Origin of the sequence: Paenibacillus sp. EKM301P (assembly GCF_011800295.1) — a bacterium.
Classification (GTDB): domain Bacteria; phylum Bacillota; class Bacilli; order Paenibacillales; family Paenibacillaceae; genus Paenibacillus; species Paenibacillus polymyxa.
Map to the genome: position 1 here is coordinate 16,062 of NZ_JAALFM010000021.1, position 24,764 is coordinate 40,825.

At 45.6% G+C, this 24,764-nt stretch carries 21 protein-coding genes and 2 tRNA genes; 14 read left to right on the forward strand and 9 right to left on the reverse strand.

All coding sequences use genetic code 11. The features are described 5' to 3' along the window. Positions 1–22: 22 nt before the first annotated feature. Positions 23–655 carry an NAD(P)-dependent oxidoreductase gene (locus tag HFD99_RS24110; RefSeq protein ID WP_031462730.1) on the reverse strand — a complete coding sequence of 211 codons (633 nt, stop codon included), beginning with the start codon at positions 653–655 and terminating at the stop codon, positions 23–25. A gap of 85 nt (positions 656–740) precedes the next feature. After that, positions 741–1,214: a GNAT family N-acetyltransferase gene (locus tag HFD99_RS24115; protein WP_031462729.1), complete on the reverse strand. Its 474-nt coding sequence runs from the start codon at positions 1,212–1,214 to the stop codon at positions 741–743. A 143-nt stretch (positions 1,215–1,357) separates the two neighbouring features. On the opposite strand from HFD99_RS24115, the gene HFD99_RS24120 reads away from it, so the two are divergent. Both HFD99_RS24120 and HFD99_RS24125 read left to right on the forward strand, forming a co-directional pair. After that, positions 1,358–2,326, forward strand: coding sequence for a hypothetical protein (locus tag HFD99_RS24120; RefSeq protein WP_167441025.1), 969 nt, complete (start codon positions 1,358–1,360; stop codon positions 2,324–2,326). Positions 2,327–2,600: 274 nt separating this feature from the next. Continuing rightward, on the forward strand, positions 2,601–3,557 hold the full coding sequence (locus HFD99_RS24125; protein ID WP_016819441.1) for an ArsR/SmtB family transcription factor: 957 nt from the start codon (positions 2,601–2,603) through the stop codon (positions 3,555–3,557). Between the two features lie 126 nt (positions 3,558–3,683). Here the strand turns inward: HFD99_RS24125 and HFD99_RS24130 are convergent, their stop codons facing one another. The 4 genes from HFD99_RS24130 to HFD99_RS24145 all read right to left on the reverse strand — a co-directional run bounded on the left by HFD99_RS24130 (position 3,684) and on the right by HFD99_RS24145 (position 7,701). Continuing rightward, entirely contained in the window at positions 3,684–4,736 is a 1,053-nt protein-coding gene (locus tag HFD99_RS24130) for a lactonase family protein (protein ID WP_167441026.1), read from the reverse strand. Between the two features lie 221 nt (positions 4,737–4,957). Continuing rightward, positions 4,958–6,160 (reverse strand): MFS transporter, encoded by a 1,203-nt coding sequence (locus HFD99_RS24135; protein WP_016819439.1) that lies wholly within the window; start codon positions 6,158–6,160, stop codon positions 4,958–4,960. Positions 6,161–6,374: 214 nt separating this feature from the next. Further along, entirely contained in the window at positions 6,375–6,893 is a 519-nt protein-coding gene (locus HFD99_RS24140; RefSeq protein WP_167441027.1) for a GyrI-like domain-containing protein, read from the reverse strand. A 46-nt stretch (positions 6,894–6,939) separates the two neighbouring features. Beyond that, positions 6,940–7,701, reverse strand: coding sequence for an AAA family ATPase (locus HFD99_RS24145; protein ID WP_017428075.1), 762 nt, complete (start codon positions 7,699–7,701; stop codon positions 6,940–6,942). Positions 7,702–7,914: 213 nt separating this feature from the next. Here HFD99_RS24145 and mprF point away from each other — a divergent pair, with 213 nt between their 5' ends. Then, positions 7,915–10,557 (forward strand): bifunctional lysylphosphatidylglycerol flippase/synthetase MprF, encoded by a 2,643-nt coding sequence (gene mprF, locus HFD99_RS24150; RefSeq protein ID WP_167441028.1) that lies wholly within the window; start codon positions 7,915–7,917, stop codon positions 10,555–10,557. A 104-nt stretch (positions 10,558–10,661) separates the two neighbouring features. On the opposite strand, the gene HFD99_RS24155 is transcribed toward mprF, so the two are convergent. Next, a complete protein-coding gene (locus HFD99_RS24155; protein WP_013369121.1) occupies positions 10,662–11,288 on the reverse strand; it encodes a nitroreductase family protein in 627 nt (208 codons plus the stop codon). Between the two features lie 230 nt (positions 11,289–11,518). On the opposite strand from HFD99_RS24155, the gene HFD99_RS24160 reads away from it, so the two are divergent. The 11 genes from HFD99_RS24160 to HFD99_RS25840 all read left to right on the forward strand — a co-directional run bounded on the left by HFD99_RS24160 (position 11,519) and on the right by HFD99_RS25840 (position 24,470). After that, positions 11,519–11,995: a disulfide oxidoreductase gene (locus HFD99_RS24160; RefSeq protein ID WP_017428073.1), complete on the forward strand. Its 477-nt coding sequence runs from the start codon at positions 11,519–11,521 to the stop codon at positions 11,993–11,995. Between the two features lie 164 nt (positions 11,996–12,159). Beyond that, positions 12,160–12,657: a CcdC family protein gene (locus tag HFD99_RS24165; RefSeq protein ID WP_016819434.1), complete on the forward strand. Its 498-nt coding sequence runs from the start codon at positions 12,160–12,162 to the stop codon at positions 12,655–12,657. Between the two features lie 208 nt (positions 12,658–12,865). Beyond that, positions 12,866–13,006 carry a hypothetical protein gene (locus HFD99_RS24170; RefSeq protein ID WP_162835289.1) on the forward strand — a complete coding sequence of 47 codons (141 nt, stop codon included), beginning with the start codon at positions 12,866–12,868 and terminating at the stop codon, positions 13,004–13,006. Next, entirely contained in the window at positions 12,996–14,456 is a 1,461-nt protein-coding gene (locus HFD99_RS24175) for a sensor histidine kinase (RefSeq protein ID WP_113050482.1), read from the forward strand. The genes HFD99_RS24170 and HFD99_RS24175 overlap by 11 nt, the downstream gene beginning before the upstream one ends. Positions 14,457–14,459: 3 nt before the next feature. Continuing rightward, a complete protein-coding gene (locus HFD99_RS24180; RefSeq protein WP_103042127.1) occupies positions 14,460–15,605 on the forward strand; it encodes a hypothetical protein in 1,146 nt (381 codons plus the stop codon). 184 nt (positions 15,606–15,789) lie between these two features. Continuing rightward, positions 15,790–17,598, forward strand: a complete 1,809-nt coding sequence (locus tag HFD99_RS24185) for an acyltransferase family protein (protein ID WP_123796691.1) — start codon at positions 15,790–15,792, stop codon at positions 17,596–17,598. Between the two features lie 27 nt (positions 17,599–17,625). Then, a complete protein-coding gene (locus HFD99_RS24190; protein ID WP_016819429.1) occupies positions 17,626–18,324 on the forward strand; it encodes an SGNH/GDSL hydrolase family protein in 699 nt (232 codons plus the stop codon). 47 nt (positions 18,325–18,371) lie between these two features. Beyond that, positions 18,372–19,382, forward strand: coding sequence for an LCP family protein (locus HFD99_RS24195; protein WP_016819428.1), 1,011 nt, complete (start codon positions 18,372–18,374; stop codon positions 19,380–19,382). Between the two features lie 110 nt (positions 19,383–19,492). Next, the gene (locus HFD99_RS24200) at positions 19,493–22,303 is read left to right on the forward strand and encodes a M14 family metallopeptidase (RefSeq protein WP_103042125.1); all 2,811 of its coding nucleotides are present in this window, start codon (positions 19,493–19,495) and stop codon (positions 22,301–22,303) included. A gap of 212 nt (positions 22,304–22,515) precedes the next feature. Continuing rightward, on the forward strand, positions 22,516–23,802 hold the full coding sequence (locus tag HFD99_RS24205) for a DUF418 domain-containing protein (protein ID WP_103042124.1): 1,287 nt from the start codon (positions 22,516–22,518) through the stop codon (positions 23,800–23,802). Between the two features lie 113 nt (positions 23,803–23,915). Further along, positions 23,916–24,470: an alpha/beta fold hydrolase gene (locus tag HFD99_RS25840; protein WP_225164837.1), complete on the forward strand. Its 555-nt coding sequence runs from the start codon at positions 23,916–23,918 to the stop codon at positions 24,468–24,470. A gap of 135 nt (positions 24,471–24,605) precedes the next feature. Here the strand turns inward: HFD99_RS25840 and HFD99_RS24215 are convergent. Further along, positions 24,606–24,676, reverse strand: a tRNA-Gly gene (locus tag HFD99_RS24215). A gap of 8 nt (positions 24,677–24,684) precedes the next feature. Then, positions 24,685–24,761: transfer RNA gene (locus tag HFD99_RS24220), tRNA-Pro, on the reverse strand. Positions 24,762–24,764: the final 3 nt, after the last annotated feature.

A 24,764-nucleotide genomic window follows, 5' to 3' on the forward strand; every position in this document is an offset into this window, starting at 1 on the left:
CCCATATAGCCATCCCTGTTGATTAATATCCGACGGTAAAGCGGGAATTGACAAATTCCCCTTCTACTAACTCATCAATCAGGGCTACCGCATAATCCTCGACGGAGATGCGACTATGACCTAATTCATCAATCACCAAATGATCCAAGCCAATACGGAACTGTCCTGTACGTTTACCTGGTTCAATAATTCCGGCAGGACTGCAATAGGTCCAGTCTACATCCGCAGCACGGTACAGCTCCAGGGCATCAGCGTGCGCAGCCGCCAGCGGCTTTACTTCCTCCGGAAACTCAGCGGTATCCATGAGACGCTCACCGGATTCTGTTTTCAGACTGCCCGCTCCGCCAACGACAAGTATGCGCTCCGCGCCGGAACGCCGTGTTCCTTCCAGTAAAGAACGAGTTGCTTCGAGCAGTTCCTCCTCAGCTCCAAACTTGGGACCATAGGCGCTAATGATAGCATCGTGCCCTTTGGCTACCTCTGTAACGGAATTCGGGTTTAGAATATCCGCCTGAACCACCGTCAAATATTCACTTTGCTCCATCACTCGTTGCGGATCGCGCACTGCCGCCGTCACCTCATACTTACGCTTGATTGCTTCCTTTACTAACGCTTTGCCAATTGTTCCTGTTGCTCCAAAAATAATTACTTTCATATTAAGTTGCCTTCTTCCTATCTATAATTTTCTTACTGTTAATTATCCGTTTTATAACCAGCTCAAACTCGTACAGGATTTCAGCTTACAGTCCCCCCGGCTGGCGCCAGTACATCCCTTCCGACCCCGGACTGACCAGTTGGAAGCCGAACTGCGCATATAACCGGTCGGCTGGCTTATCCGCAATCAGCGTTGCAAAGCTGCCCACCGGAACCTCCCGTCTCAAATACTCCATAATCTCTTCCATAAGCTTACGCCCATAGCCCTTCCCCTGATGGGAAGGCTTGACTGCAATATCCGTAACCAGAAAAAACACACCGCCATCACCGCTCACCCGGCCCATCCCGATCAATTCCTGTCCAAGACGTAGCGTTACAGCAAATAGGCTGTTCGGCAGGCCCTTAGCTGCCGCTTCTTCCGTAATTTGCGATAAACCAGCCTCCTTGCGTAAAGCCCGATATTCCTCGACGGCTGGAATGGCGTAATCTACGCGAAGCAGCTCGTACGGTTGATTCGATATCTCATGATGTTCTGTTGCAAATTCAATTTTTTTATTCATGCCGAATCTTCCTTCCTGCTGTAATCTTGTCTATTTTACCAAAAAATACTTCATAGTTCTTGGTTTAGAGATATACAAGCCCTTGAAATGCCTGTGTGGTCTGTGCAATAGTGTAGAAAGAACAATGGAAGGAGGGATTGCGGGTGTCCCCGACGGACTTCGCGGCATTAGCCGCATATATCTCACCCGGTCTGATCGCCTTCCTGCTGGCGTTGTCCTTACTGGTATGGCTGTATGTTCACAGTGCAGCCCAGCTTCGCAATTCGCGTCAGCAGCGGCTCGAAGAATTACAGGAATCACTGCGTATCTATGGCCGGTTAGCTGGTTATCTCCAAACGGCTACCCAGAACGCGATCAACAACAGTGAAAAGCAGCAGCACCAGAATGGACTAATCCATGCTCTTCAGGAGGCTAAGGCCGCCCCCTATTTGACCCCTCACCTTCAAGAGCAGGTTCAAGCATCCCTTCGGGAATGTGATCCATTCCGCCGGGAATTGCTTCTCAAATCACTGGAGCGTGAAATGAACAAACTGATCGAGGAACGACGACTTGTTCTACTGGAATCCCATGCTCCAGGCTGGGGAACAGCATTATGGAAACTCTTGCGCCCAGCGGCCGGTCCGCTGGCGCTGGCGGGAATGGTCTGGTTAATCTCAAGATTGGTTATAGAACTGATAACCTACAGTCATGTCGATGTTAGTCTACCCGACACCACACAATCTGCCTCATGGCTTATAGGGTATGCATGGATAAGGTTCGTTTCTGGCTTAATCGCCTTGCTGTATGTCTATCGTCTGATGACCCTGCGTAGACAAAATGATCTGGACGTGACGGCATCCCATTTCCCAACAAGCCTGTTGTGTATGGTCATCGCCGTTGTCGCCCTGTTTCAGTGGCTCGGGCCAGAAGCATCTCCCTACATACTGGCTGCACAGCTTGTGCTGTTCTTGATTGGCTTCCGACTTACCCGAGGTCGCTCGCGAAGTGATCGTCCTTATGTGGGTCATCCCGGCTTGATGAAGGCCGATGGTTCGCAGCACCAGGAATTACACACAACTGATAAAGATACAACCGCTGATTCTTCTGTGGCTGATGAACATATGCGGTCCTAAACACCCGTTGCGCCTGAAATAGATCCCGTATACATCCCGCAAATCACATACCATCACAGGACATCCCAACACACAAAGAAAGAGTTCATGGGGTGTCCTGTTTTTTGAACAATTTTTGGCTTTTTGCCGGGTTAGGCTTGTGCCAGCGATCAAGGAAAGGGTATATTGTTTATATAAATGTAAATCATATCGTTTTATATGTATGAATATTGAAAAAAATCCATATATGTTAAACTACCATCAATTTATGATGTGCGTTAGAATTGGAGGAATTATGCAACTGGACATTTCTGAAAAATCACTTCCCGTTTATGAAGCGCTGGCCAGTGAGGTTCGGCTGAATATGATTGTTCTGCTTGCGGAGAAACCGATGAATATACGTGAGCTAGCGGAAGCGCTGGGACTCAGTAGTGCGATTATGACAATGCATGTTAAGAAACTGGAAAGGGCATCCATTATTTCGACTAAAATGCTGCCCGGACGAGGCGGGGTTCAGAAAGTATGCTCATTGGCTACGGACAAAATTGAAATCGCCATGCCACGCTATCAGCAGGATGTACGGCAATTTCATCAGACGGAGATTTCCGTCGGACACTTTACAGATTTTGAGATTCAGTCCACCTGCGGTCTAGCCACCGTCGAAAAGATTATCGGAGAATTTGATGAGCCTCGTTCATTCTTGGACCCTGAGCGCTTCAATTCCAAAATTCTGTGGTTTAGCCAAGGGTATATGGATTATAAAGTGCCGAATTTCCTATTGTCCAGTCAAAAAGCTGAGGAACTGGAAATTTCAATGGAATTATCATCAGAAGCCCCATTTACCAATGATAATTGGCCTTCAGACATCACATTTTTCCTAAATGATGTGAATTTGGGCACTTGGACCAGTCCAGGGGATTTTGGGGATAATCGTGGTAAATATACACCTTCATGGTGGCCTGATTTTATCAATCAGTATGGCCTACTTAAGAGACTTCGCGTTACGTCTGAAGGCACCTTTATGGATGGCAAGCAGATATCCGATGTGACTCTAAGCGACGTGCTGATTGACCAGAAGCAATGGAAATTCCGTATCGCTATTTTGGATGATGCCCAGCATATTGGAGGGGTAACCCTGTTCGGTACCGGATTCGGTAACTATAACCAGGATATCCTGTTCCGTTTGTATTACAAACCTGCGGAAAACCATACCAAAACAGCAACGGTAGAAGCTGGCGAGAGCAGCAAGTAATCATTAGACTCCTTCAAAACCTGAACACGGCGTTTTGCCCATGCCTTTCTTGGGAGACAAAGCGCCGTGTTTTACTTTATCCTCTTTTACTGGTCCTTCGACCCTTTTTTGCCATGCGCTGTGTAATTAACGTACAGGTTCAATACATACCGGTGAAGGAACCTCCAATACATATCCCGTTCGGGTCAGCCGTCCATCATCCTCATGGATAGCAAAGGATACAATGTTGTTTCCCTCCTGATTCGCCACTAGCAAATAACCAGACAAGATGTTGAAGTTACGCGGCGTACTGCCGAAACTCTCGACCCATTCAATCGTCTTCAGCTTCCCGCTGTCTAGATCGACATGGTAGAGTACGATGCTGTCATGTCCTCGATTGGATACATACAGAAAACGTCCACAGGGAGTAATCCGAATATCCGCTGCTGTATTTTCTACATCGATAATGCCTTCTGGCAGTGTGGACAGACTTTGCAGCAAGGTAAGCTTACCATTACGTTCGTTATAACCAAACACAGCGACGGTATTATTCAATTCATTGGCGACAAAGGCATATCGACCCGAGGGATGAAAAACCAGATGACGTGGGCCGGAACCAGGTGGCAAATCTGTCTCACGGTGGGTTAGCAATTTCCCATCCTCTGTCAAACGATAACCTATAATCTGATCCAGCCCCAGATCACATACCATAGCATACTGTCCTGAAGGATCAGGAATAATCGAGTGTGGATGTGGCGCATCCTGGCGGTCCTGGCGAATCCCTGACCCCGTATGCTGAACCTGCCCCGACATGTCTCCCAACCCTCCAGCTTCTGTTGCAGGGAATACAACGGCATTGCCCCCAGAATAGTTAGAAGCCAGCACATATCGTCCATCTGTTGTTACGGATACATAGCAAGTATGTGCTCCCTCCGTTCCTTTTCGATCCAAAGGATGCAATTCCCCCGTCTGGGTGTTCACCTGATATGTGTACAGTTCGCCTTGGTCTGTTTCACTGGCAGCATACAACTTCGCCCCATTCGGATGCAGTGCCAGAAAAGAAGGTCTCTCGATTCCTTCCACACCTCCAACCATACGCAAATCACCATTGTCCGTATGCAAAGCGCCTATATAAATTCCTCTTTCCTCACGAGACGCATAAGTTCCTATATAAAACAACTGCTCATTCCGCTCTTCCATCGATCTCAGCTCCTTTTAGCGTATTACTCACAAGTTATCCGACTTTTAAGTTCTACTTTTTATCTGGTTATAAACTTATCATGCATTATTACCCAAGATTCTGCCGTTTCATTAACAAGTGGCTATGTATGCAAAAAAATAGCCTCTTCCGCTGCAACCTGTGGTTCATAAGAACGTCACAGTTCACACCAAAAGAGACTATGTTTACAGAGAAAATAACGTTAAACCGCTGTGGATTGCGTATCTCTACTTTTCCATTTTACAGCCAGCCCCAAACTAAGCATGAGAATGACCGCCCCAAAAATGTACGGCAAATTGATATGCACCTCAAACAATGTACCCGCAAGCGCAGGTCCCAGAATATTACCAATACTCATATAGGCATTGTTCATCCCGGCTGCAACTCCCTGCTCATCTCCTGCCATTTTGGATAAGGCCGTATTAATGGCTGGTCGCAGCAACGATGTAGCGGTAAAGAAGATAAGTGATACTCCGAGTACATAATAAAAGTTCCCTGAGAGCAGCATAAGCACAAGGGAAATCGCGGAAAACAGAAAAGAACCGATAATCACACCTTTTTCACCAAAACGGTTCAACATCGGACTAATGACCGCAGCTTGAATCACGGTCCCGACCAATGCACCTACCGTAATAATGATAGCAATATCACGTTCATTGTAATGAAACTTGCCTGTTACAAAGAACGGAAACATCGTTTCAAAATGCGTCAGGCCAAAAGTTAACGTGAATATCATAATCAGCAACATAAAGTACGGCTTGCGGAAAGACAGCGCAAACTGTTTAATCACATTGTCTCTTTTCACCTTAACATTTCGAAACTTCAACTGCTTCTCCAACGACAGGGTTTCGGGCAGTAAAATCAATGAAATCAGTGCCGCTAAACCGGATACCGCCGCCGAAACGTATAAGGGTGTACGAAGCGAGATATCTGCCAGCAAACCGCCTACACCAGGACCGATCACAAAACCAAGCGACATAGCGGCCCCCAACAGCCCCATTCCTCTGCCTCGGTTATGGACTGTTGTGATGTCGGCAATATAAGCCATCATTGGAGGGATCATAAATGCCGCTCCTGCGCCTCCGAGCAAACGGGAAATATACAGCATCGTCAACGAGTTGCCAATCGCAAACAATACAGAAGATACCGTCATGATGACCAAACCGATAATAATCATTTTTTTACGTCCGTATTTATCGGACCATTCCCCAGCTAACGGCGAAAACATAAACTGGGTCAAGCCAAACACGGCAACCAGATAGCCTCCCGTTTCACCACTGCCTCCCAAGGAACCCATGAACTTGGGGAGGATCGGAATAATGAGTCCAATCCCCAGCATGGCAATAAACATATTAATCATCAAAATGACGAGCGGCCCCATTTTCAACTGTTGTGAATCCGACATGTTGCGTTTTGTCCTCCTCAGGTTCTTTATTTCGTATACGAATTTCTTATTTTGCAACCATTTCCGCAAAACTCTTCATTATATTAATAGAGCGGGAGGCAAATAACAATCATAAAATACTTCCGATAACCCTGAATGTTACCTTTGACAAGGTAGCAAAAAGGAACAACCACTAAATCATGAGGTTGTCCCTCTTATAACGTTTCACCATCCTTTATTTTTGTACAATAGCGATCGCAATATCATAATCAAATTTCTGAATTTCTGAGGATGGAATATCAAAAGGGTTCACCGGCTTCAGCCGATTCGACTCGATCCAATATACCCCCTCTGTCGTATTACGCTCATAGCCATTACGATCCAACCAGGCAAATAGGTCATCATAAATCGTATTTAATCGTTCCCGATCTCCCTGAAAACGGGTCACCGCATACTCTCCTTCAGGCACCTCAATGCGTTCAAGACTATCCGGCACTTCATTCCACGAGAACACTTTAACGCCCACCTTGACCGCCGTACTTCCATTCTCTTCAACAACTGTCCATTGGGGAGTTAACACATAGCCCATATCTGCGTCCAAACGACCGGAGTGGTTCTCTGGAACGTTCTGTTGCACTTGTTGCCACTGTCTGCGTACCTCATCACCCAATTCTGCAAAAGGGGCTTGCGCAGTCAGCGCTGCTACCTTGAAAGCCGATATCCGCTGAATAACTACATCGAGATTTGAACTCATACGGTTTCCTCCTCATCAAATGGATACTACCAAACTTCCTATATCCTTATGGTGAATCTTCGAATAGCTCCTGCAACAACTTTTCCTTGTTATTCAGAAATTGTTTGGTGATGATGTAATGATCGGTTTCCTCCAGCGTTCGTGTGTCGATCCCTTCATGTGTCAGATGATACAGGACCGAATCTGGATAAGACATCAAGATGGGGGAATGTGTAGAAATGATAAACTGCGATCCCTGCTGCACAAGCTCATGAATCCGTGCAAGCATGGCCATCTGGCGTAAGGGCGAGAGTGCTGCCTCTGGCTCATCCAAAATATACAATCCTTGTCCTCCAAACCGATGCACAAATGCAGCAAAAAAAGACTCGCCATGCGACTGCTCATGTAGCGACTTCCCCCCATACGAATCTCGAATGGGTCGCCCTCCTCCTTCTCGATCCAGCTCGTCGATATGAGTCGCCACATTATAGTAGCTCTCCGCCCGGAAAAAGAAGCCGTCTCTCGGCTTTTCGATCCCTCTCACCAGCCGGATATGCTCATGCAGCGCGGAATGCGTGGCTTGTGTAGAAAAGTTAAAATTTTTAGTGCCACCCTCCGGATTAAATCCCCACGCGACCGCGATTGCCTCCATAAGCGTCGATTTACCTACGCCGTTTTCTCCAACAATATAGGTAACGGAAGGATGGAATTTGAGTTCATTCCACTGTTGAAGAGCCTTTAAGTTAAAAGGGTATTGGCTCCTGTCAGCATCTGGAGGCCATAATAGCTCCAATCGACGTATAAAAAGATTACGATCCCATATACTCATGTCCAGTCAGCTCCAATGCCAAGCAATTTACTAGGTATTCCATCATTATATTGGAATTATTTACAGCAATCAATCTGAACTCCCATTTCGTAACCCTTCTGTTGTTATTCAAGCTATTATTACAGGTATAATATAACGAAGCCTTTTATTTGGGCAGGAAATTTTTCGCGCATTATCAGTCTCAATCTTATCCTTTTTCAAGCAGGTGAATCTATGAAGTCAAATCACAAACCGATCCAATCCTTTAAAATCGTACAGTATATGATGACCATCTATAGGCAGCGATTAACGCGTATTTTGCTACCGCTGGCTGTACTGGCTTTTATTATATGGGAGGCTGGACGAGAGCTAAAAGACTTTAATCTGGCACGGATGCTTCATGAGCTGCGGCGAATGGATGCCACGTTTCTCATCGAAATTGGCTTGTTCTCCCTGGCAGCCGTGGCAGCTATGAGTGCTTACGATTATGTAATCAGGCATCATTTTAAGCTTCAAGTCAAGCCTGGAACGACATTCCGGTACGCCTGGATCTCCAATACCTTCAATAATGTCTTCGGCTTCGCCGGCTTTACAGGAGCTGGACTGCGCACTGTGCTGTATAAAAAGAGCGGTGTGCCATTGGGTGTTATCACCTCGGCGGTCGTATTTCTTTCGCCTGTCGTTATTACCGGACTATCTTTGCTGGCTTGGGGCGCTATTGTCCATCTATATCCAGTGCAGCCTGTGCTGGATGCTCACCCATGGCTTCATTGGGCACTGTGGGGAATGGCACTATACCTACCTCTATTTCTGATCATGCAGCGCTCCAAAAAGTATGCCACATGGTTCAACAAGGGAGAAGGACAGCTCTCCTGGTTCACCATCTCTGCCTCCATTGGCGCCTCTCTGCTGGAATGGCTTCTGGCTGGTCTTACCTTTGCATGGATTGGCTCACACTTGCTCCATGAGCTGCCGCTCCATGCTGTGTTCGGTATCTATGTGATAGCCGCAATTGCAGGGTTAATCAGTCTTGCACCCGGAGGCGTCGGCGCATTCGATATTATTGCCTTGCTTGGGCTGCAAATGGCAGGAGCCAACTCGGACCGGGCGCTGGCTGTGCTGCTGGTCTTTCGCGTCTTTTATTTCATCATTCCGTGGCTCATCGGCCTGGTATTAGCCGCGCTGGAAATGATCCCGCGTAACGAGCGCCTGAGCCAGCTCGCTGAGACAGGCTGGGATTACTCCCTGAATGCCTGGCAGAAGGTATGGGGCTGGCCTGGTCAATTTCGGTTTTTAGCCGATCTGGGGGTGTGGGCGCTTGGCAAGCTGGTACTCATCTCCGGCGTAGTGCTTCTGTTGTCGGCCGCTACGCCTGGTCTACTGTATCGGCTCCGTTTTGCTGAACATTTGCTCACTCTACCCGTTATGCGCTTATCGCATGAAATCTCGGTCATCATCGGAATTATGCTTGTCGTTTTGTCCCACGGAATTTCTCTGCGTATTCGCAGAGCATTGCGGCTAACATTGATACTGCTGCTGACAGGAGCCATTTTCACCTTCACGAAAGGTCTGGATTTTGAAGAAGCCTTATTTTTGCTGTTCGTGGCATTAATGCTGTGGATTTCGCGTTCACGATTTTATCGAGTCAGTGCGCCGCTGAATCGGCACAACATTTTAATATGGGGCGGATTATCTCTACTCGTAACTGGTGCTTATTTTATAATCGGGGCAGGCTCCAATACTCCATTTATGCGTCATTTGCATGCCAAGGTCCACCTGGACTTTTTTATGAACCGCAGCGATTACGGAGTTACAGCCGTATTTAGTTTGATTTTGGCATGGGTATTCTTGACGGTGTATTTCTTTCTTCGTCCTCAACGTAGCATCAGCAATCTACCCGACGCACAGGAACTGGTTAAGCTAAAAGAATTTTTGGAACGACAGGGTGGTAATCTCGTTTCTCATATGCTTTTTCTCGGCGATAAATATCTGTATTGGACCAAGGACGAACAGGTAGTTCTCCCCTATGCTCGCAGTCGGGACAAACTGATTGTATTAGGTGACCCCCTCGGTCCAAAGGAACGTGTGAGTGAAGCCATTCAGGAATTCCAACGGTTCGCGGATCGCTATGCTTTGACGGCTGTATTTTATCAAGCATCACCGGAATATTTGTCCATCTATCACGAGAACGGCTATCGCTTTTTTAAGTTGGGCGAGGAAGCGCTCGTGCCGCTGGAGTCCTTTACACTAACGGGCAAAAGCAATCAGGCGCTGCGAAGCGCCAAAAATCGCTTTGACCGCGAAGGCTATTCATTCGAAATGATCCAGCCTCCTCTAGAGGCGTCATTGATTGAGGAGATGCGTCATATTTCGGATATTTGGCTGGACGGGCGCAAGGAGAAGGGATATTCACTCGGCTGGTTCAAGGAATCTTACCTTCAGTTGGCTCCAATTGCATTGCTGAAAGACTCTGAAGGGAAGGTTATTGCTTTCGCCACGATGGCCCCTGCCTATGATCATGGGCAGACGGTCTCTATCGATCTGATGCGTCACCTGCCTGACACACCCAATGGAACGATGGATTACTTATTCACACGGGTCATTGAGTGGGCCAAGGAGAGTGGATATACGACATTTAATCTGGGCATGGCACCGCTGTCCCAGGTAGGACAAAGCGAAAAGGCACTGCGCGAGGAAAAGCTGGCTCGACTTGTTTTTCAATACGGGGGACATTTTTACGGCTTCCAGGGGCTCCGACGCTTCAAGGATAAGTTCAAGCCGCAGTGGGAGCCGCGCTATCTAGCCTATCCAGCTTCTGTTTTTCTACCGATCCTGACGCTGGAACTGGTGTATCTCGTGTCCAAACGCTCAGACTAAACGAGGTACGAAATAAAAGGATTTTGACAGTTCAAAACGACGTAAAAAAGGGTGTTCCTCGCCACAATGGTTGCAGGAACACCCTTTTATATTCACTATTCGTCTTAGAAGCTGCCTTTTACAACAACGTCAGACAGTGGGAAACGTCCTGATGGACGTGCTGGTACTTGTGCTTTACCTACACTAATAAGCATGGTTGGCAGGTAACGTGCCGGAATATTGAATTGCTCGATCAATTGTGCTGGAATAAATCCACCCATTGCGCAAGTATCGTAGCCCAAAGATTTAGCAGCCAGCATAATGTTTTGTGCTGCAAGAGCAGAGTTCAGAATCGCTGCATCGCGAGCTACCTGCGGGTTTTGGTACGCGCCATTGATTTGTCCTACCAATGCGTCACGGATTTCCGCTGGCAATGCTCCTGCTTCTACCGCTTGATCATAAATGACAGCATTACGGTTCGCTTCCAGATCACCCAGTACGGCAATCGTAACAGAGCTCTCTGCTACTTGACCTTGGTTGTAGGCGATAGGCAACAATTTTTGTTTGTCTGCTTCGCTTTCGATAACGAGGAATTTCCAATGTTGAAGGTTCCATGCGGAAGGAGCTTCTACCGCGGCAGTCAAGATTGCTTCCAGATCTTCCTCTGGCATTTTAAAATCCTTTACATAGCTTTTTACCGCGTGTCTTTCACTAATAACAGATAAGGTTTCATTTTTCCGGCTGCTCGACATTCTGGGCACACTCCTAATTTCTTAATATATATCTTGAATCTTCATTAACTTCCCAAACTACTGCAATTATAAAAATGATAGTGAATGATGTCAATATGTTTAAGTATGACCCCGCACTCAAAATACAGTACAATACGGATAAAGACATGCATATCGGCAAATGCCTGCCGATGGGACAAGACACGATGAGTTCATACTGTTCTCATTTGAATTTAAAAAGGAGCGTTACTATGATCGGATCGTTTAAAAAAACGGATATTGCTTTATTTGCCGCCTGGGTAGTAGCTTGTGTGGCGACATTGGGCAGTCTGTATCTCAGCGAGATCTTGGGATATGAACCTTGTAAACTGTGCTGGTTTCAGCGTATTCTGATGTATCCCCTGACCCTTCTACTCGGAATCGCATATTTCCGAGGTGACACAAAAATACGGATTTACGTTATGCCGTTAGCTATCATTGGAGGTGCGATTTCGGCCTATCATTTTGTCATTCAGCGTATCCATGCAGCCGCCAAAGCAGCCACGCAAACTTCGACGGCTTGCGGTAGAGTATCCTGTGAACAGGATTATCTGAACTGGCTGGATTTCATCACCATTCCTTTGCTCGCACTCATTGCTTTTATCCTTATTATTGTAGCGATGGGTTATATCATACGCCAAGAGAAAAAATCAGCTACGGGAGAGGTACAAGCAACAGAACTCGCATAAGATGAAAGAGACCCGATTATAGGGCCGGTTACCACCAAGAGGCGTATAATCCGCTTGCCGGAGGAAAGACTGTAACTAAATATATCCATTGCATATGTGCTATAATGTAAAAGGTTTGCAGTCTGTCCAATAACGCTTATATTCCTTATAGAGGGGGCCAGTCCATGTTTCATATCAGCACCCCATTGCTGCAATATGGCGCAACTTTCGGTATGATCTTAATCGCTATATCGGCTATTTTCATCCGTATGAAGACAGGTCATCGCCCGATTAATGCCAAAAAAATCATCATTCCTCCGCTCGGGATGAGCACTGGTTTTATGATGTTTGTGGTACCGGAAGTACGGGTTCCCTGGCTTTGGGCGCTGGGCGCTTTTCTGGTCGGCTGGTTTATTTTTTCCTACCCGTTGATCCGCAGCACTAAATTTGAGTTGCAAGAAGGGCTGGTTTTCGTGCAACGCTCACGCACCTTCTTTTTTATCCTGATCAGCCTACTGATCGTCCGATTGCTGCTGCATGAATTTATTCAGCATTACATTACCATTCCGCAAACAGCAGGGCTATTTTTCATCCTAGCCTTCGGGACCTTGTTACACTGGCGGCTTCGTATGTATTTTCAATATCGTCAGTTCGTTCCGGACGAGACGGAAGTCCGCATCTGACCAACGGATATTTAACGTGCACACTCGCATGTTGCTGTATAGACCAAAAAGACACGTTCTCCCCACAGGAACCGTGTCTTTTTGGTCTTTTTAGTCTATCGGGGGCTGTCGGTTCTCTCTTTATACATTTGATTGTTTTCTCCTGAATGATTAATATAATGGACGATGTTATGAACCTGCCGTATTAAAATTAGAGATGAGGATTACGATGAATAAAGCAAAGATTCTTATTACTGAAAATGATGCTCCGATTACCGACTTGCTTTTGTACGGACCACGGGATGCATTACTACCGTCCTCGGAGCCGGATACAAATTTTAAAAAATGGGTGGTTAAGCATGATACGTAAAATCAGCATCAAATTTCTGATCGGTTTTTTTCTGATTTTCTCGCTTTCTTTTGTCGTGCTTAATCAGACAGTCAAGGAATTTATCCGGACAAGCAATCAGAATCTGGTTACCTCCGAACTCGTCGGACTGAAAAATAATAGCAATGTGTATGTACGCCAGGCTTTCCTGATTAACCATTTCAGCAGCAATGAGCTGTATTTTGGAGAAATCGCCAGGGAGATAGCCACTAATCTGAACCATACCACGGACAGCAGTATTGGCGTGTATACGGTGGAAGGCAAATTGCTTTATGCCCCAGACAGCTCCATATTTCAGCAGCAAATGCAAAGCGATCTGCAGCAAGCGATTGACGGCAATACAGCGTACAGCATTACTTATGATCGTAATAAGACGACTGTTCTTTTCTCCTATCCGGTTGTTATAGACGGTTCAAAGGTGGGCATCCTGCGTTTTTACAAAGATTTCAGCTCACTTTACGAACAAACTGGACAGATTCGACAGATTACCCTCTATATTGCCCTAGCGATTTTTGCGGCAGCCTTTCTGTTTTCCTATATTCTTTCCAGGCATATTACCATCCCGCTGACCAGACTGACGCAGGCCTCCACCGAGGTAAAAAACGGAAATCTGGATATCCGCCTACATTTTAAACGCAGGGATGAAATTGGCCGACTGGCTGAGAATTTTAACGATATGATTGGTCAAATTAGCAGACAAATTCATATTATTGAGAAGGATCGGGACCATTTAAAGCAGCTTCACCAGCAGGAAAAGCGCTTTTTTGACAATATTACTCACGAACTGAAAACGCCGTTAACCTCCATTTTGGGATATGCGGAGCTGATCAGGCTTAACGGTGAGAAAGACCGTGCTTTTTTTGATAAAGGAATGAATCATATTATCGAGGAGAGCAGGCGCCTGCATGCGATGGTGCTAAAACTACTGGAAGTTTCACGCAAAAATATCATGCTCCAAGAGCTTGAACGGGTGGATATCGGGCTGATCCTGCAGGATGTGTGTGAATCAATGATGATCCGCTCTCAGCGCTATAAAAAAACCATTGAATATGAGATTAATGAGGAATTGATCATGTTGGCCGATCGGGACAGAATCAGACAGATGTTCATCAATTTGATAGATAATGCGATTAAATACAGTTTGCCTTTTTCGGCAGTATCGGTAAAAGCGGTGCGGGCAGAAGAAAAGATCCGCTTGATCTTCAGCAATCCAAGCGATCCAATTGAAGCAGAACATCTGTCACGCCTATTACAGCCGTTTTATCCGGCTCATTCCGACAGCGCCGAAGAAGGCAGTGTAGGATTGGGACTCAGCATTGTGAAATCTATTGTTGAAGAACTTGCGGGTTCCATCTTAATTACAAATGAGCATAATGAAACTATCGTTACGGTAGAATTTAAAGCGTTGGAAACCGCGGGGAACGGAGAATGAATAATGGGCAATAAATATAAATATGTTGTAATGCCGCTGGTCGTATCTCTCGTGATATTACTGCTGTCAGGATGCGGTTCAGAACCAAAAACAGAGACTGTCGTCATCGCCGACAGCAATGAAGTTTCCAGTACCGATCAAAGCTCTCGTCCGTTTCAGGTCCAAAAAATATATCGGCTTCCGGATCGTTTTGCAAATCGGGGCCAGCTGCTGGGCTGGTCGTCTGGAGATGCCATCATCGCATCGTTCGGGGCCATGACCATACTGAAGCGAGGCACGCTGGAACGTTTAACTTATCCGTATGAGCAAAGCAAGGTCATATCCGAAATCGACAAGGTAACTTCCAATACAATACTTTCTCCCGATGGGAAATATATTTGCGAAGTTTCCCCTTCTTCCTCGGAGACAACCTTAAAGCTTATTTCCTTGCAGGATGGCAAGGAAAAGGAAATAGACAGGATCAGCACCAGGAACGAATCTTATGTACAATATGTTTCCTGGTCGTCCAACAGTTCGTATATCAGCTACCTGGTAGAAAACCTGGTTGATCATGGAGATGATAGCCTATACATCTACGATGTTGGGTCTCAAACTTCCAGCAAATATCAGTTAAAAGGGATCCTAAAGGAAGACACACTTTTGAGTGTTAACCTTGCAAATGATGGCCGCAGCGTACTGCTACAGTTATTTGGTGCAAAACAAGGTCAGAAAAAGGTACTAACCCTGGGAAAGGTCTCGGGAAAGAATATTGAATTTCAATACGAGCGTCAGATTGGTGGAGATTCAGTAGCCTGGATGAATAACGACCAGTTTGTGTTTCTCGGAACAGATAATTCATTGTACGAATATGATCAGCGAAACGGCGAACTCTCTGTCATTTTGGAAAAAGTGCTTGATTTTGAATTTTCGCCTGACAGGAAAAATATCGCATACACCGTGTATGATCAAAATGTCACTTACGTAGCCAAGGTGCAGGGAAGAAATATACTGTACAACGAACCGGTGTATCGCGGAATTGTGCCAACGCATATGTATTGGAATCCGAACAATAAAAGTGTACTACTTCAAGGACAAAAACAGTTGGATTCCTCGCAGACTGCGCCAACGGATTCTCCTAGTAAGGAGTCATTGATCATTGAGTTGAAATAGCGATTAGGATTTCTATATTTGTGGATGTCAAAAACCTTACTTCGGTTGTTCAGCCGGAATAAGGTTTTTCTTTTTGCAACCTTTGTGACAATTTGTTTACATGTTGATCAAACTTTCGCGACATCTTTTTTCTATAGTAAATGAAGCAAGATCATTAGCCTATAAGGACAAGGAATGGACCATAGTGAATGAAAATCCGAATCTGCACCTAAATCAACCCATAAAACGTTATATGACCGGTCTGGACGGGCTAAGGGCCATCTCCGTGCTTGCTGTTATTGCTTATCATCTTCATTTGAGATGGGCAGAGGGTGGGCTGCTAGGGGTGGAGATTTTCTTCGTCCTGTCAGGCTATCTGATTACGGATCAGATCCTTTATGAATGGAGGACACGCAACGGTTTTTCCATTGTGCGGTTCTGGATCAGACGAATGCGCAGACTACTGCCGGCAATGCTCTTTATGCTGACTGCAGTGGCATTGTGGCTTTTAATTACCGATTTCTCCAGACTGCAAGCATTAGAAGGCCATTTTGTATCCTCGCTTTTTTACGTAAACAACTGGTATCTCATTTTTCATCATGTTTCATATTTTGAGAGCTTTGGTCCGACTTCTCCAATTGGGCACCTCTGGTCACTTTCCATTGAGGAACAGTTTTACGTCATCTGGCCGCTTGTTCTACTGATTGGTCTGTGCCTTGCACCGCGACGGGGCAGACTGATGTTATACATTCTGGGTTGCGCCTTCGTATCCGCCATAGCCATGGCCGTTATATACGAACCCGGAACAGACCCGAGCAGGGTGTATTACGGGACGGACACGCGGGCGTCTGCTATTTTGATCGGAGCGGCTCTGGCGGTTGTCTGGCCCAGTTGGAGACTGAGCAACAATGTATCTTCTTCATCCCGCACCATGCTGGATATGACTGGCGTGCTGGGCATTGTAATGCTGTTTATCCTGATTGCTCAGACCAACGAGTATGATGATTCGCTGTATCGCGGCGGTTTTCTTTATTTATCACTCATTACTGCGGTTGTTATCGCTGTACTGGTTCATCCAGCCAACCGACTGGAACGATTACTCGGCTGCCGGCCTCTAAGCTGGATCGGTAAGCGATCTTACAGTCTGTATATATGGCATTATCCAATCATTATTTTATCAAGTCCCGTGGTAAATACCGATGATGCCAGCTATATGCGCATGGCTCTGCAGGTGACGGCCAGTTTCATAATGGCGGGTCTTTCCTACAAATACATCGAAGAGCCCATCCGCCGTGGGACCTTTTGGACTGGCCTGCAATCACTCCGCAGGTCAGGCGCTGGCAGCCAGCTAGGCCTTGTCGTCATTGTTATCGCCATCATTCTGGTCCTGGCATCATTGAAGACGGATTCACCAGCTCCAGATCCTGTACCTGATGCACCAGCGGCCGTAAGCCGGGACCCCGTCCAGACAGAACAACTGCAATGCAGCTGTTCCGATGAAAATCATCCCGCTGAAAATACAAGCCACTCCGCAGAAGGAGCGGGGATCACTGCGATCGGAGATTCCGTTATTCTGGATGCCGCCCCGTTTCTGGAAAAGCAGCTCCCCGGTATAATCATTGATGGCAAGGTGGGACGTCAAATGTCACAGGCAGGTGATGTGCTTGATGGCCTGCGGGAACAGGGTAAACTTGGCCATAAAATTATTATTGAACTCGGCACCAACGGCGTTTTTAACCAGAGTCAACTGAAGTCCTTGCTGGCTTCACTGCAGGACTCCCAGCAAATTTATCTGATAACAACCAGAGTGCCGAGAGGGTGGCAGAATACCGTAAATGACAATCTGCGTGAAATTGCTGGTGAATTTCAAAATGTCCGGCTTATCGACTGGTATTCAGCCAGCGAAAACCGGGACGATCTATTTTATGGCGATGGTGTCCACCTGAAACCAGAAGGCGCTCAGTATTATGCCTCGTTGTTAATTGATGCTATCAAACAAGATAAAACCTACTAGCATGTTAAAGGAAAGGATGAACTAGCTATGAACAAAAAAAATGGATGGATGGTAAGCGGATTATGGGGATTTATGATTATCCTTATCTTTTTAGGTGCCATAGTTCTCCATATGCACGCAAAGCAAAATTCAGATGATCACGAATCCCGCAGCAAGGACTCTTCTCTATACAATCTTGATAAGATGCAGACTGCTGCACAAAAGCGTGCGGCTTCTAGCACCAGCGGGGAACAAGCTCAATCATCTGCTTCCTTAAACGGCGAGGGCGTCACGATGATTGGAGATTCGGTTACGGTCGGAATTGAGCCTTATTTAAAAGAGCAGCTTCCGAAGATGACGGTTGACGGTAAGGTTGGCCGGCAGATGTCTCAAGCTGTAAAAGTCATTAATGAATTGGCCGCCCAAGGCAAACTGGGAGACCAGGTCATTATCGAACTCGGCACCAATGGTCCGTTTAGCAAAAACCAACTGCACGACGTACTGCAATCTCTTTCCGGAGCCAAACAGGTAATCTTGGTCACCACCCGGGTTCCGAAAGGATGGCAAAACACGGTGAATGACACGATTGCACAGGTCGCCGATGAGTTTAGCAACGTCAATGTGGTGGACTGGTATTCGGCCAGTGTAGGCAAAGACGAATACTTTTATAAAGATGGTGTCCATTTAAAACCAGATGGTAGCCGATATTACACTTCACTCCTCGTAGCAGCCTTGCAAAAATCTTAATACAGAAAGGGGCCTGCGCGTCTATACATCTAGAAAGGAAGAATGACATGACACAGAGGAAAAAGAGGATATTGATTGTAACGTTGTTACTTGGGGTCGCTGCTGTAAGCTTTATCTTTTATTATTTCTTTTCCATTTACAAAGGGTTAGAAGGACTTAGTAAAACCCCGGAAAACTCCCCATTTGTTAAAGTGAGCACTGATAAAGTCGAAGCACTAAAAGCACCGGAATGGGAGGGAACCGAACCTGTAAATATTTTGCTGATGGGCGTGGATACTCGCGAGAACAACAAGGGCAGTGTACCCCGATCCGATAGCATGATGGTCGTTTCGTTGAATCCTACCGATAAGCGTATTCATGTGTTTTCGATTCTTCGAGACACTTATACGGATATTCCTGGGCACGGCAAAAATCGAATTAATACCGCTGTTACGCATGGACCCGATACGGCGATGAAAGCAGTCAGCGAATTGTTGGGGGTGCCAGTTCATTTTTATGTATACACGGATTTCCAGGGGTTTATTAAACTCGTAGATGCTGTAGGCGGACTCGATTTTTATGTCGAGAAGGATATGTACTATGAAAGCAAGGCCGATCTGCATGAGTATGATATTAATTTAAAACAGGGACAGCAGCATTTCGACGGCAAAACGGCGCTTCAATATGTCCGTTTTCGTCATGATGCCATGTCCGATTATTCCAGAACAAAAAGACAACGGCAATTTATTACGGCATTAGCCGAGAAGGTAAAAACAACGACTTCCATTATGAAATTCCCTTCTATTCTAGAGGAAATCAGTCCGTATATCGATACCAATTTGTCAGTCTCTGATATGTGGAATTTGGCTTCAGTAGGGTACCAAAGTACATTAAACGGAAATGAACAAATACCGCCAATGAAGCTATTAAAAGAAACTTATGTGGGCAAGGCGGCTGTTCTGGATGTAAAAAGTCGAACAGATTTGAAGCAATTTGTGCAAAGTATCATAAATTCCGACTCCTCAAATTCGATTACAGACAATTCTTCGGGGCAGGAGCAGAAAACAGATTTTGAATAGGGTTAGACAATATATTAGATCGTATTTGCCGGACAATAGTCTGTTAAATGCTCTATGTGAATAAAGAAGAGCATAACATGATCTTCCGGTTATCTATAGGGGGAAAAAGAATGGGTACAAAACAGATCGTAAGGTTCTGCTTGGCATTAACTATATCCGCCGCCATGCTTCTGGAGATCACTGCTCCGCACATGGCTATGGCTGATGCTGCGCAACGTGCAAAAAGCACGTTGTTGAACGATAAGAGTGAACCAACAAAAATAATTTCAACGCAGGTTAAAAATACCCCGACACTAAAATTGGATAGCCATGTGGCATCCATGACGAAGAAAAGAACCATTAAGGCTAGATTTAAGCTTCCGAAGGGTACCGATATAAAGAAAATAAGCTGGACCTATGGTGGTAAGCCATTATCGGAATGGAAATCGTACAAGAATCGCGGTTATAATGGCGCCCCCTTTATCACCGTTACTCAGGTCAAAGCCGAACACGCAGAAGTCACTGCCAGTATCAATTTCGGTCTTACCTATGGTACGGAGAATCTTGCCGAGCCGAGTCTGCAGCGTCCACTGTACGCATCATTGATGGGAACCTATGAACTGGCTGCAGTAGTCAACGGCAAAACCGTTGCCCAAGCACCTATTAAGTTGGTCCCGTACGACAGCTTCCGTACCTATGATGAGCTGAAGCCGGAGATTGATGCGATTACGGCACAGGCAGCTCAAAAAAACGACAGATACATTAAAACGTTGTCGATCGGCAAATCCGTTGAAGGCCGCGATATTTTTATGACTATGGTTGCCAAAGATCAAGCAACGATTGACAAATATCAGAATGTAACTCACCCTGCCATGCTGAATGATCCTGCAAAGCTGGAGAACGATATTCAATCCGGTGCATTCGGAGATTATCAAGTGCCCATCTGGATCAACAATATTCATCCGAATGAAGCGCCAGGCTTTGATGCAATTATCAATTATTTTAAGACCATGGCTCTCGATAAAAATGTTACGTACAAGACCACCTCGTCCAATGGAAAATCGAGTACGGTAACTCTCAATATGGATGATGCGCTTGAACATGTGTTTTTTCTGTTCCTGTATACAGAAAATCCAGATGGAAGGGTTCATACCGAACGTTATAATGCTGAATATTTTGACTTAAATCGGGATAATTCATATCAAACCCAGCCTGAAACACGCAGTATCACAGAGCAAATCGCCAAGTGGTCGCCGATTTCTTTCTTAGATCTGCATGGGTTTGATAAGAATTTTCTGATCGAGCCTACCACACCGCCTCACGATCCGAATATTGAGTACGATCTACTTATGGATAACATGGTAGAACAGGCCAAAGCGATGGGTGAAGCAGGTATAGCAAACACGAAGTATGATTACTACCATATTCCTTATGAAGAACATCGTAAAACAGTTGAAAATCCTAAATATGTTTCCAAGGGGACTTCTTCAGGATGGGACGATGCGTCTCCAGCCTATACAGCTGTCTTCGCCATGCACCATGGTGCAATGGGACATACGCTGGAAACACCTGAATCGAATGAAGAGTCGACCAAAGCATTGTATTATAGTGTCGCTGCAGCAACTGATTTTGTTATGCAAAAGAAAGAAAAGTTATTTTTGAACCAGCTAAAAGTATATGAACGTGGAATCAATAATATCGATGATCGATCCGTAGATCGGTATCTAGTCAATGCAAAAAATCAAGTCATTGGTCGCCCCCGTCACGGTAATGAGAATTTTTTTCCTGAGTATTACGTTTTGCCGATCGATAAAAGTCTTCAAAAAAATCCGCTGGAAGCCTATCGGATGATTGAGTATCTTATCCGCAATGGAGTAACGGTTGAACGCTCGACAGAGGCTGTAAGTACTGCTGGCAAGACCTACCCCGCGGGTTCATTTATCATAAATATGCATCAGGCTAAACACGGCATCGCAAACATGGTTTTATATGACGGTATTAACGTCTCAGATTATGCTTCCGTAGCTGGCGAGATTGTGCAGGACTTTCCCGTCATGCGAGGATTTGAACGTGATGTGATTAGAGAAGCCGGCGTGTTTGCGGGCAAAACGACTCCGGTGACTTCCGTATCGATTCCGGCCACATCATTGCCGAATGATTCTGCCTATGTTTTAATCCGCAACACCAATAACGATGCCATCAAAACGGTCAATGAATTACTTAAATCCGGCAAAGTGGTTACGATGCTATCCAAAAGCGGAACAGGATATGAAGCGGGTGACTTTGCAGTGGCCTATGATGATCTGCATCCGCTGGTGTCAAAATACTATCTTGATGTCACGGCATTCGGCAATAACAAACCCGTTGGCAAAGTTCTTAAACCTTCTACGGTAGCCGCTCTCGGCGAACCAGCTTATGTGCTCAAAAATCTCGGCTTTAAAGTGACCGATGATCAGCAGCATGCCGATGTGCTCGTGAATACATTCGATTCCGACAAACTTGTTGAGAAAGGAAAGCCATACATTGCTTATGGGAATATGGGGATGGGTAACGTGAAAAACTGGATTCCTCAATTTGCGTTTGCTGGACCGACATGGGAAAGATACGAAGGGGTCTTCCTGGCGAATGTCCAACAGGATCATGTGATTACAGCCCCTTACGATAACGAAGAATATTTCTACACCGTTACAGGTTCTTACATTACGAAGCTACCTAAAGCCGCAAAAGTTCTTGCAACCATTAGCAATAAAGAAAACTTCTTCAAAGCAGGTTGGTGGCCAGGTCACGATGCTGCAAGAGGAAAGATCATGGCCTTCACCTATATGGAAAACAAAAAGAATATCACAGTTTTCTCCAACGATCTAACCAATGGCGCTCATCCGCAGCATCAATTCCGACTACTGGCCAATTCGATATTCAATGCCGTTCCCAGCAAACCCTGAATGATTTTGCAAACAACCTTATTCCGGTGATCAGCCGTGAGTAAGGTTGTCTTTGTGATAAGGGTTATTGTCCTCTGTGACATTTTGTTTACAACTTGATCAAATTTTAGCGACATCTGAAGGCTATATTTGGATTAGAACGTGACATGAATCCTGTTTACAACAGGGATTTATGGAATGTATGAATTCAATATTTTAGGGAGGAATGTAATTTGCTAAGTAGCATCAAACTGACAAGCAGATCTGTCAGAAAATATGAGGGGGACACAAAGATTGAAGATCCGGTTGCTAATAACATGGATAATAAAGCAGTGGACACATCAGGGACCACCTCATCTCACGACAGTACAGAAACCGATAATCTCCCCCAAAGCTCTGTGACAGAGCCACGGAGAAAGACACACAGCATCAAAGGACGTCTCGTTGCGCTTGATGCTGCGCGCGGACTGGCCGTGCTGGGAATGTATTTGCAGCATTTCGGATCAAATCCAAGCGTTTCTGCAATTGTTTCCGGAAATACCACCCTATTATTTGTGTTGTGCGGCGGTATCTCCTATTCTATTATGGGACAGCGTATGATGGATCGGGGAGCAGAGGCGACCACTTTTCGTGCACGAATGCTGGCCCGTGCGGTGTTTGTTGATATTATTGGTTATTTGCTTATTATGCTGAACACTTCATACGGCATCATTTTGCCTGCCTATGCAGCTATGTTTGTGTTGGCCCTCATGTTATTTCGTCGTTCGACCCGCACCATTGTTACAACAGCAATAGTTTTGCTCGTAACGGCCCCGCCGCTAATGATTCTTGGATCAAGCATTTTCTCAAAAGCTTATCTTCTTGGTGATATCGCGGGAGGTCCGATGTCTGCCCTCGCCTTGACTCCTGCATTTGTTGCTGGTATGGCCATTGGCCGCGTTGACCTCACCAGATTACGTACAGCCCTCTCACTCGCAGGCAGCGGTATCGTTATGCTTGTTATTGGCAAAGTAATGGCCGCTTTTGTGCTTCCGAATTGGAATCTTCACTTTGAACAATGGCTGATAAGTGTGCAAGGAACTGCTCCTGTACAGCCGGATGAATACGCAATTTGGCCTCTTAATACGGAATCACCGATGTGGCAGCTCCTTTTGGGAACGGCTCCGCACACCGCTTCGACATTCCAGACGATGATAGGATTAGGAATTTCATTTTTGGTAATGGGAGTTACGTGCCTCGTATCCAAAAAAACTTCCGCTGTATTAATGCCTTTCGCAGCAGTCGGACGTGTCGCCCTGACCATGTATGCCTTTCAGTTTGTAGTGGTGTGGATTCTTGATCTGACAAAGATTGGGCACAGTCTGGATGGAATTCCGTTCGGCAACGTAATGATCGCAGTTGCAACACTACTGCTGGGATTATTGATTGCTCAGCGTCCTGTTGGTCCGCTTGAAGGATTGATGCGCCGCTTTGACCGATTGTTCAGCCCTACCCAACCAGTCTCACAAGCAGTAAAGTAGATAGCCTTCTTGATACTCTATATAACGGACTAATCAAAAAAGATACCAGATAAAAAGTTCGCTATCTGTATAAGAAGCCTACAGAAGGTGTCTAGATTAACTAGGGTAATAAGATGATCATTGAACAGAGTTATAAGGAAAGACTAATTCCTTGCTATTTTCCCCCGGATTATCCGGGGGACTTATCCCCCGCCGTTTTAGCAACACCCAGTATCGAAACTGGGATTCCTTTGACTGTTCACCAAAATTATGCTTGTCCTGCTGATTTTTCTAAACTGCTATATAGTCTTTGTTTTCTTATCCATCCAATACGCTCCTATCGGACACTCCTGACTGCTCCAGATGCTGAACAAAGATATCGTACATTGGACTCATTTTATGACCCTTATTTTTCGCATAAGACCATGAAGCCACCTACTACACGTATGTATTATGAAAATTCACATTTTTTGCCGCCATTGAGCTACATAAAAGTGCCAACCGTAATTGCATTATTCCTAGCAGATATATTGTTAACGCCTAAAGAATGGGCTGTGTGCAACTTAAATGTAACTCGCTGGACTTCAATCGCTCGCGGCGGGCATTTTACTGCCATGGAAGAGCCTGAGCTTTTAGCTCAGGACATTCGTGCCTTCTACAAACCTTTTAGAGCAAAAAATAAATATTAACCAAGGTCCGCCCCGTGCATTAACTGGATTAATAAGAAGAGCTATTATAAGCGGTCGTAATCTAACGGGAAACGATAGCTTAATAAATACAAAAAGAAGAGATGGCATAAGCCATCTCTTCTTTCATCTATATAAAGCGGGTGATGGGAATCGAACCCACGCTACCAGCTTGGAAGGCTGGAGTTCTACCATTGAACTACACCCGCAAAAAAAGTGGTCGGGATGACACGATTTGAACATGCGACCCCCTGGTCCCAAACCAGGTGCTCTACCAAGCTGAGCTACATCCCGAAA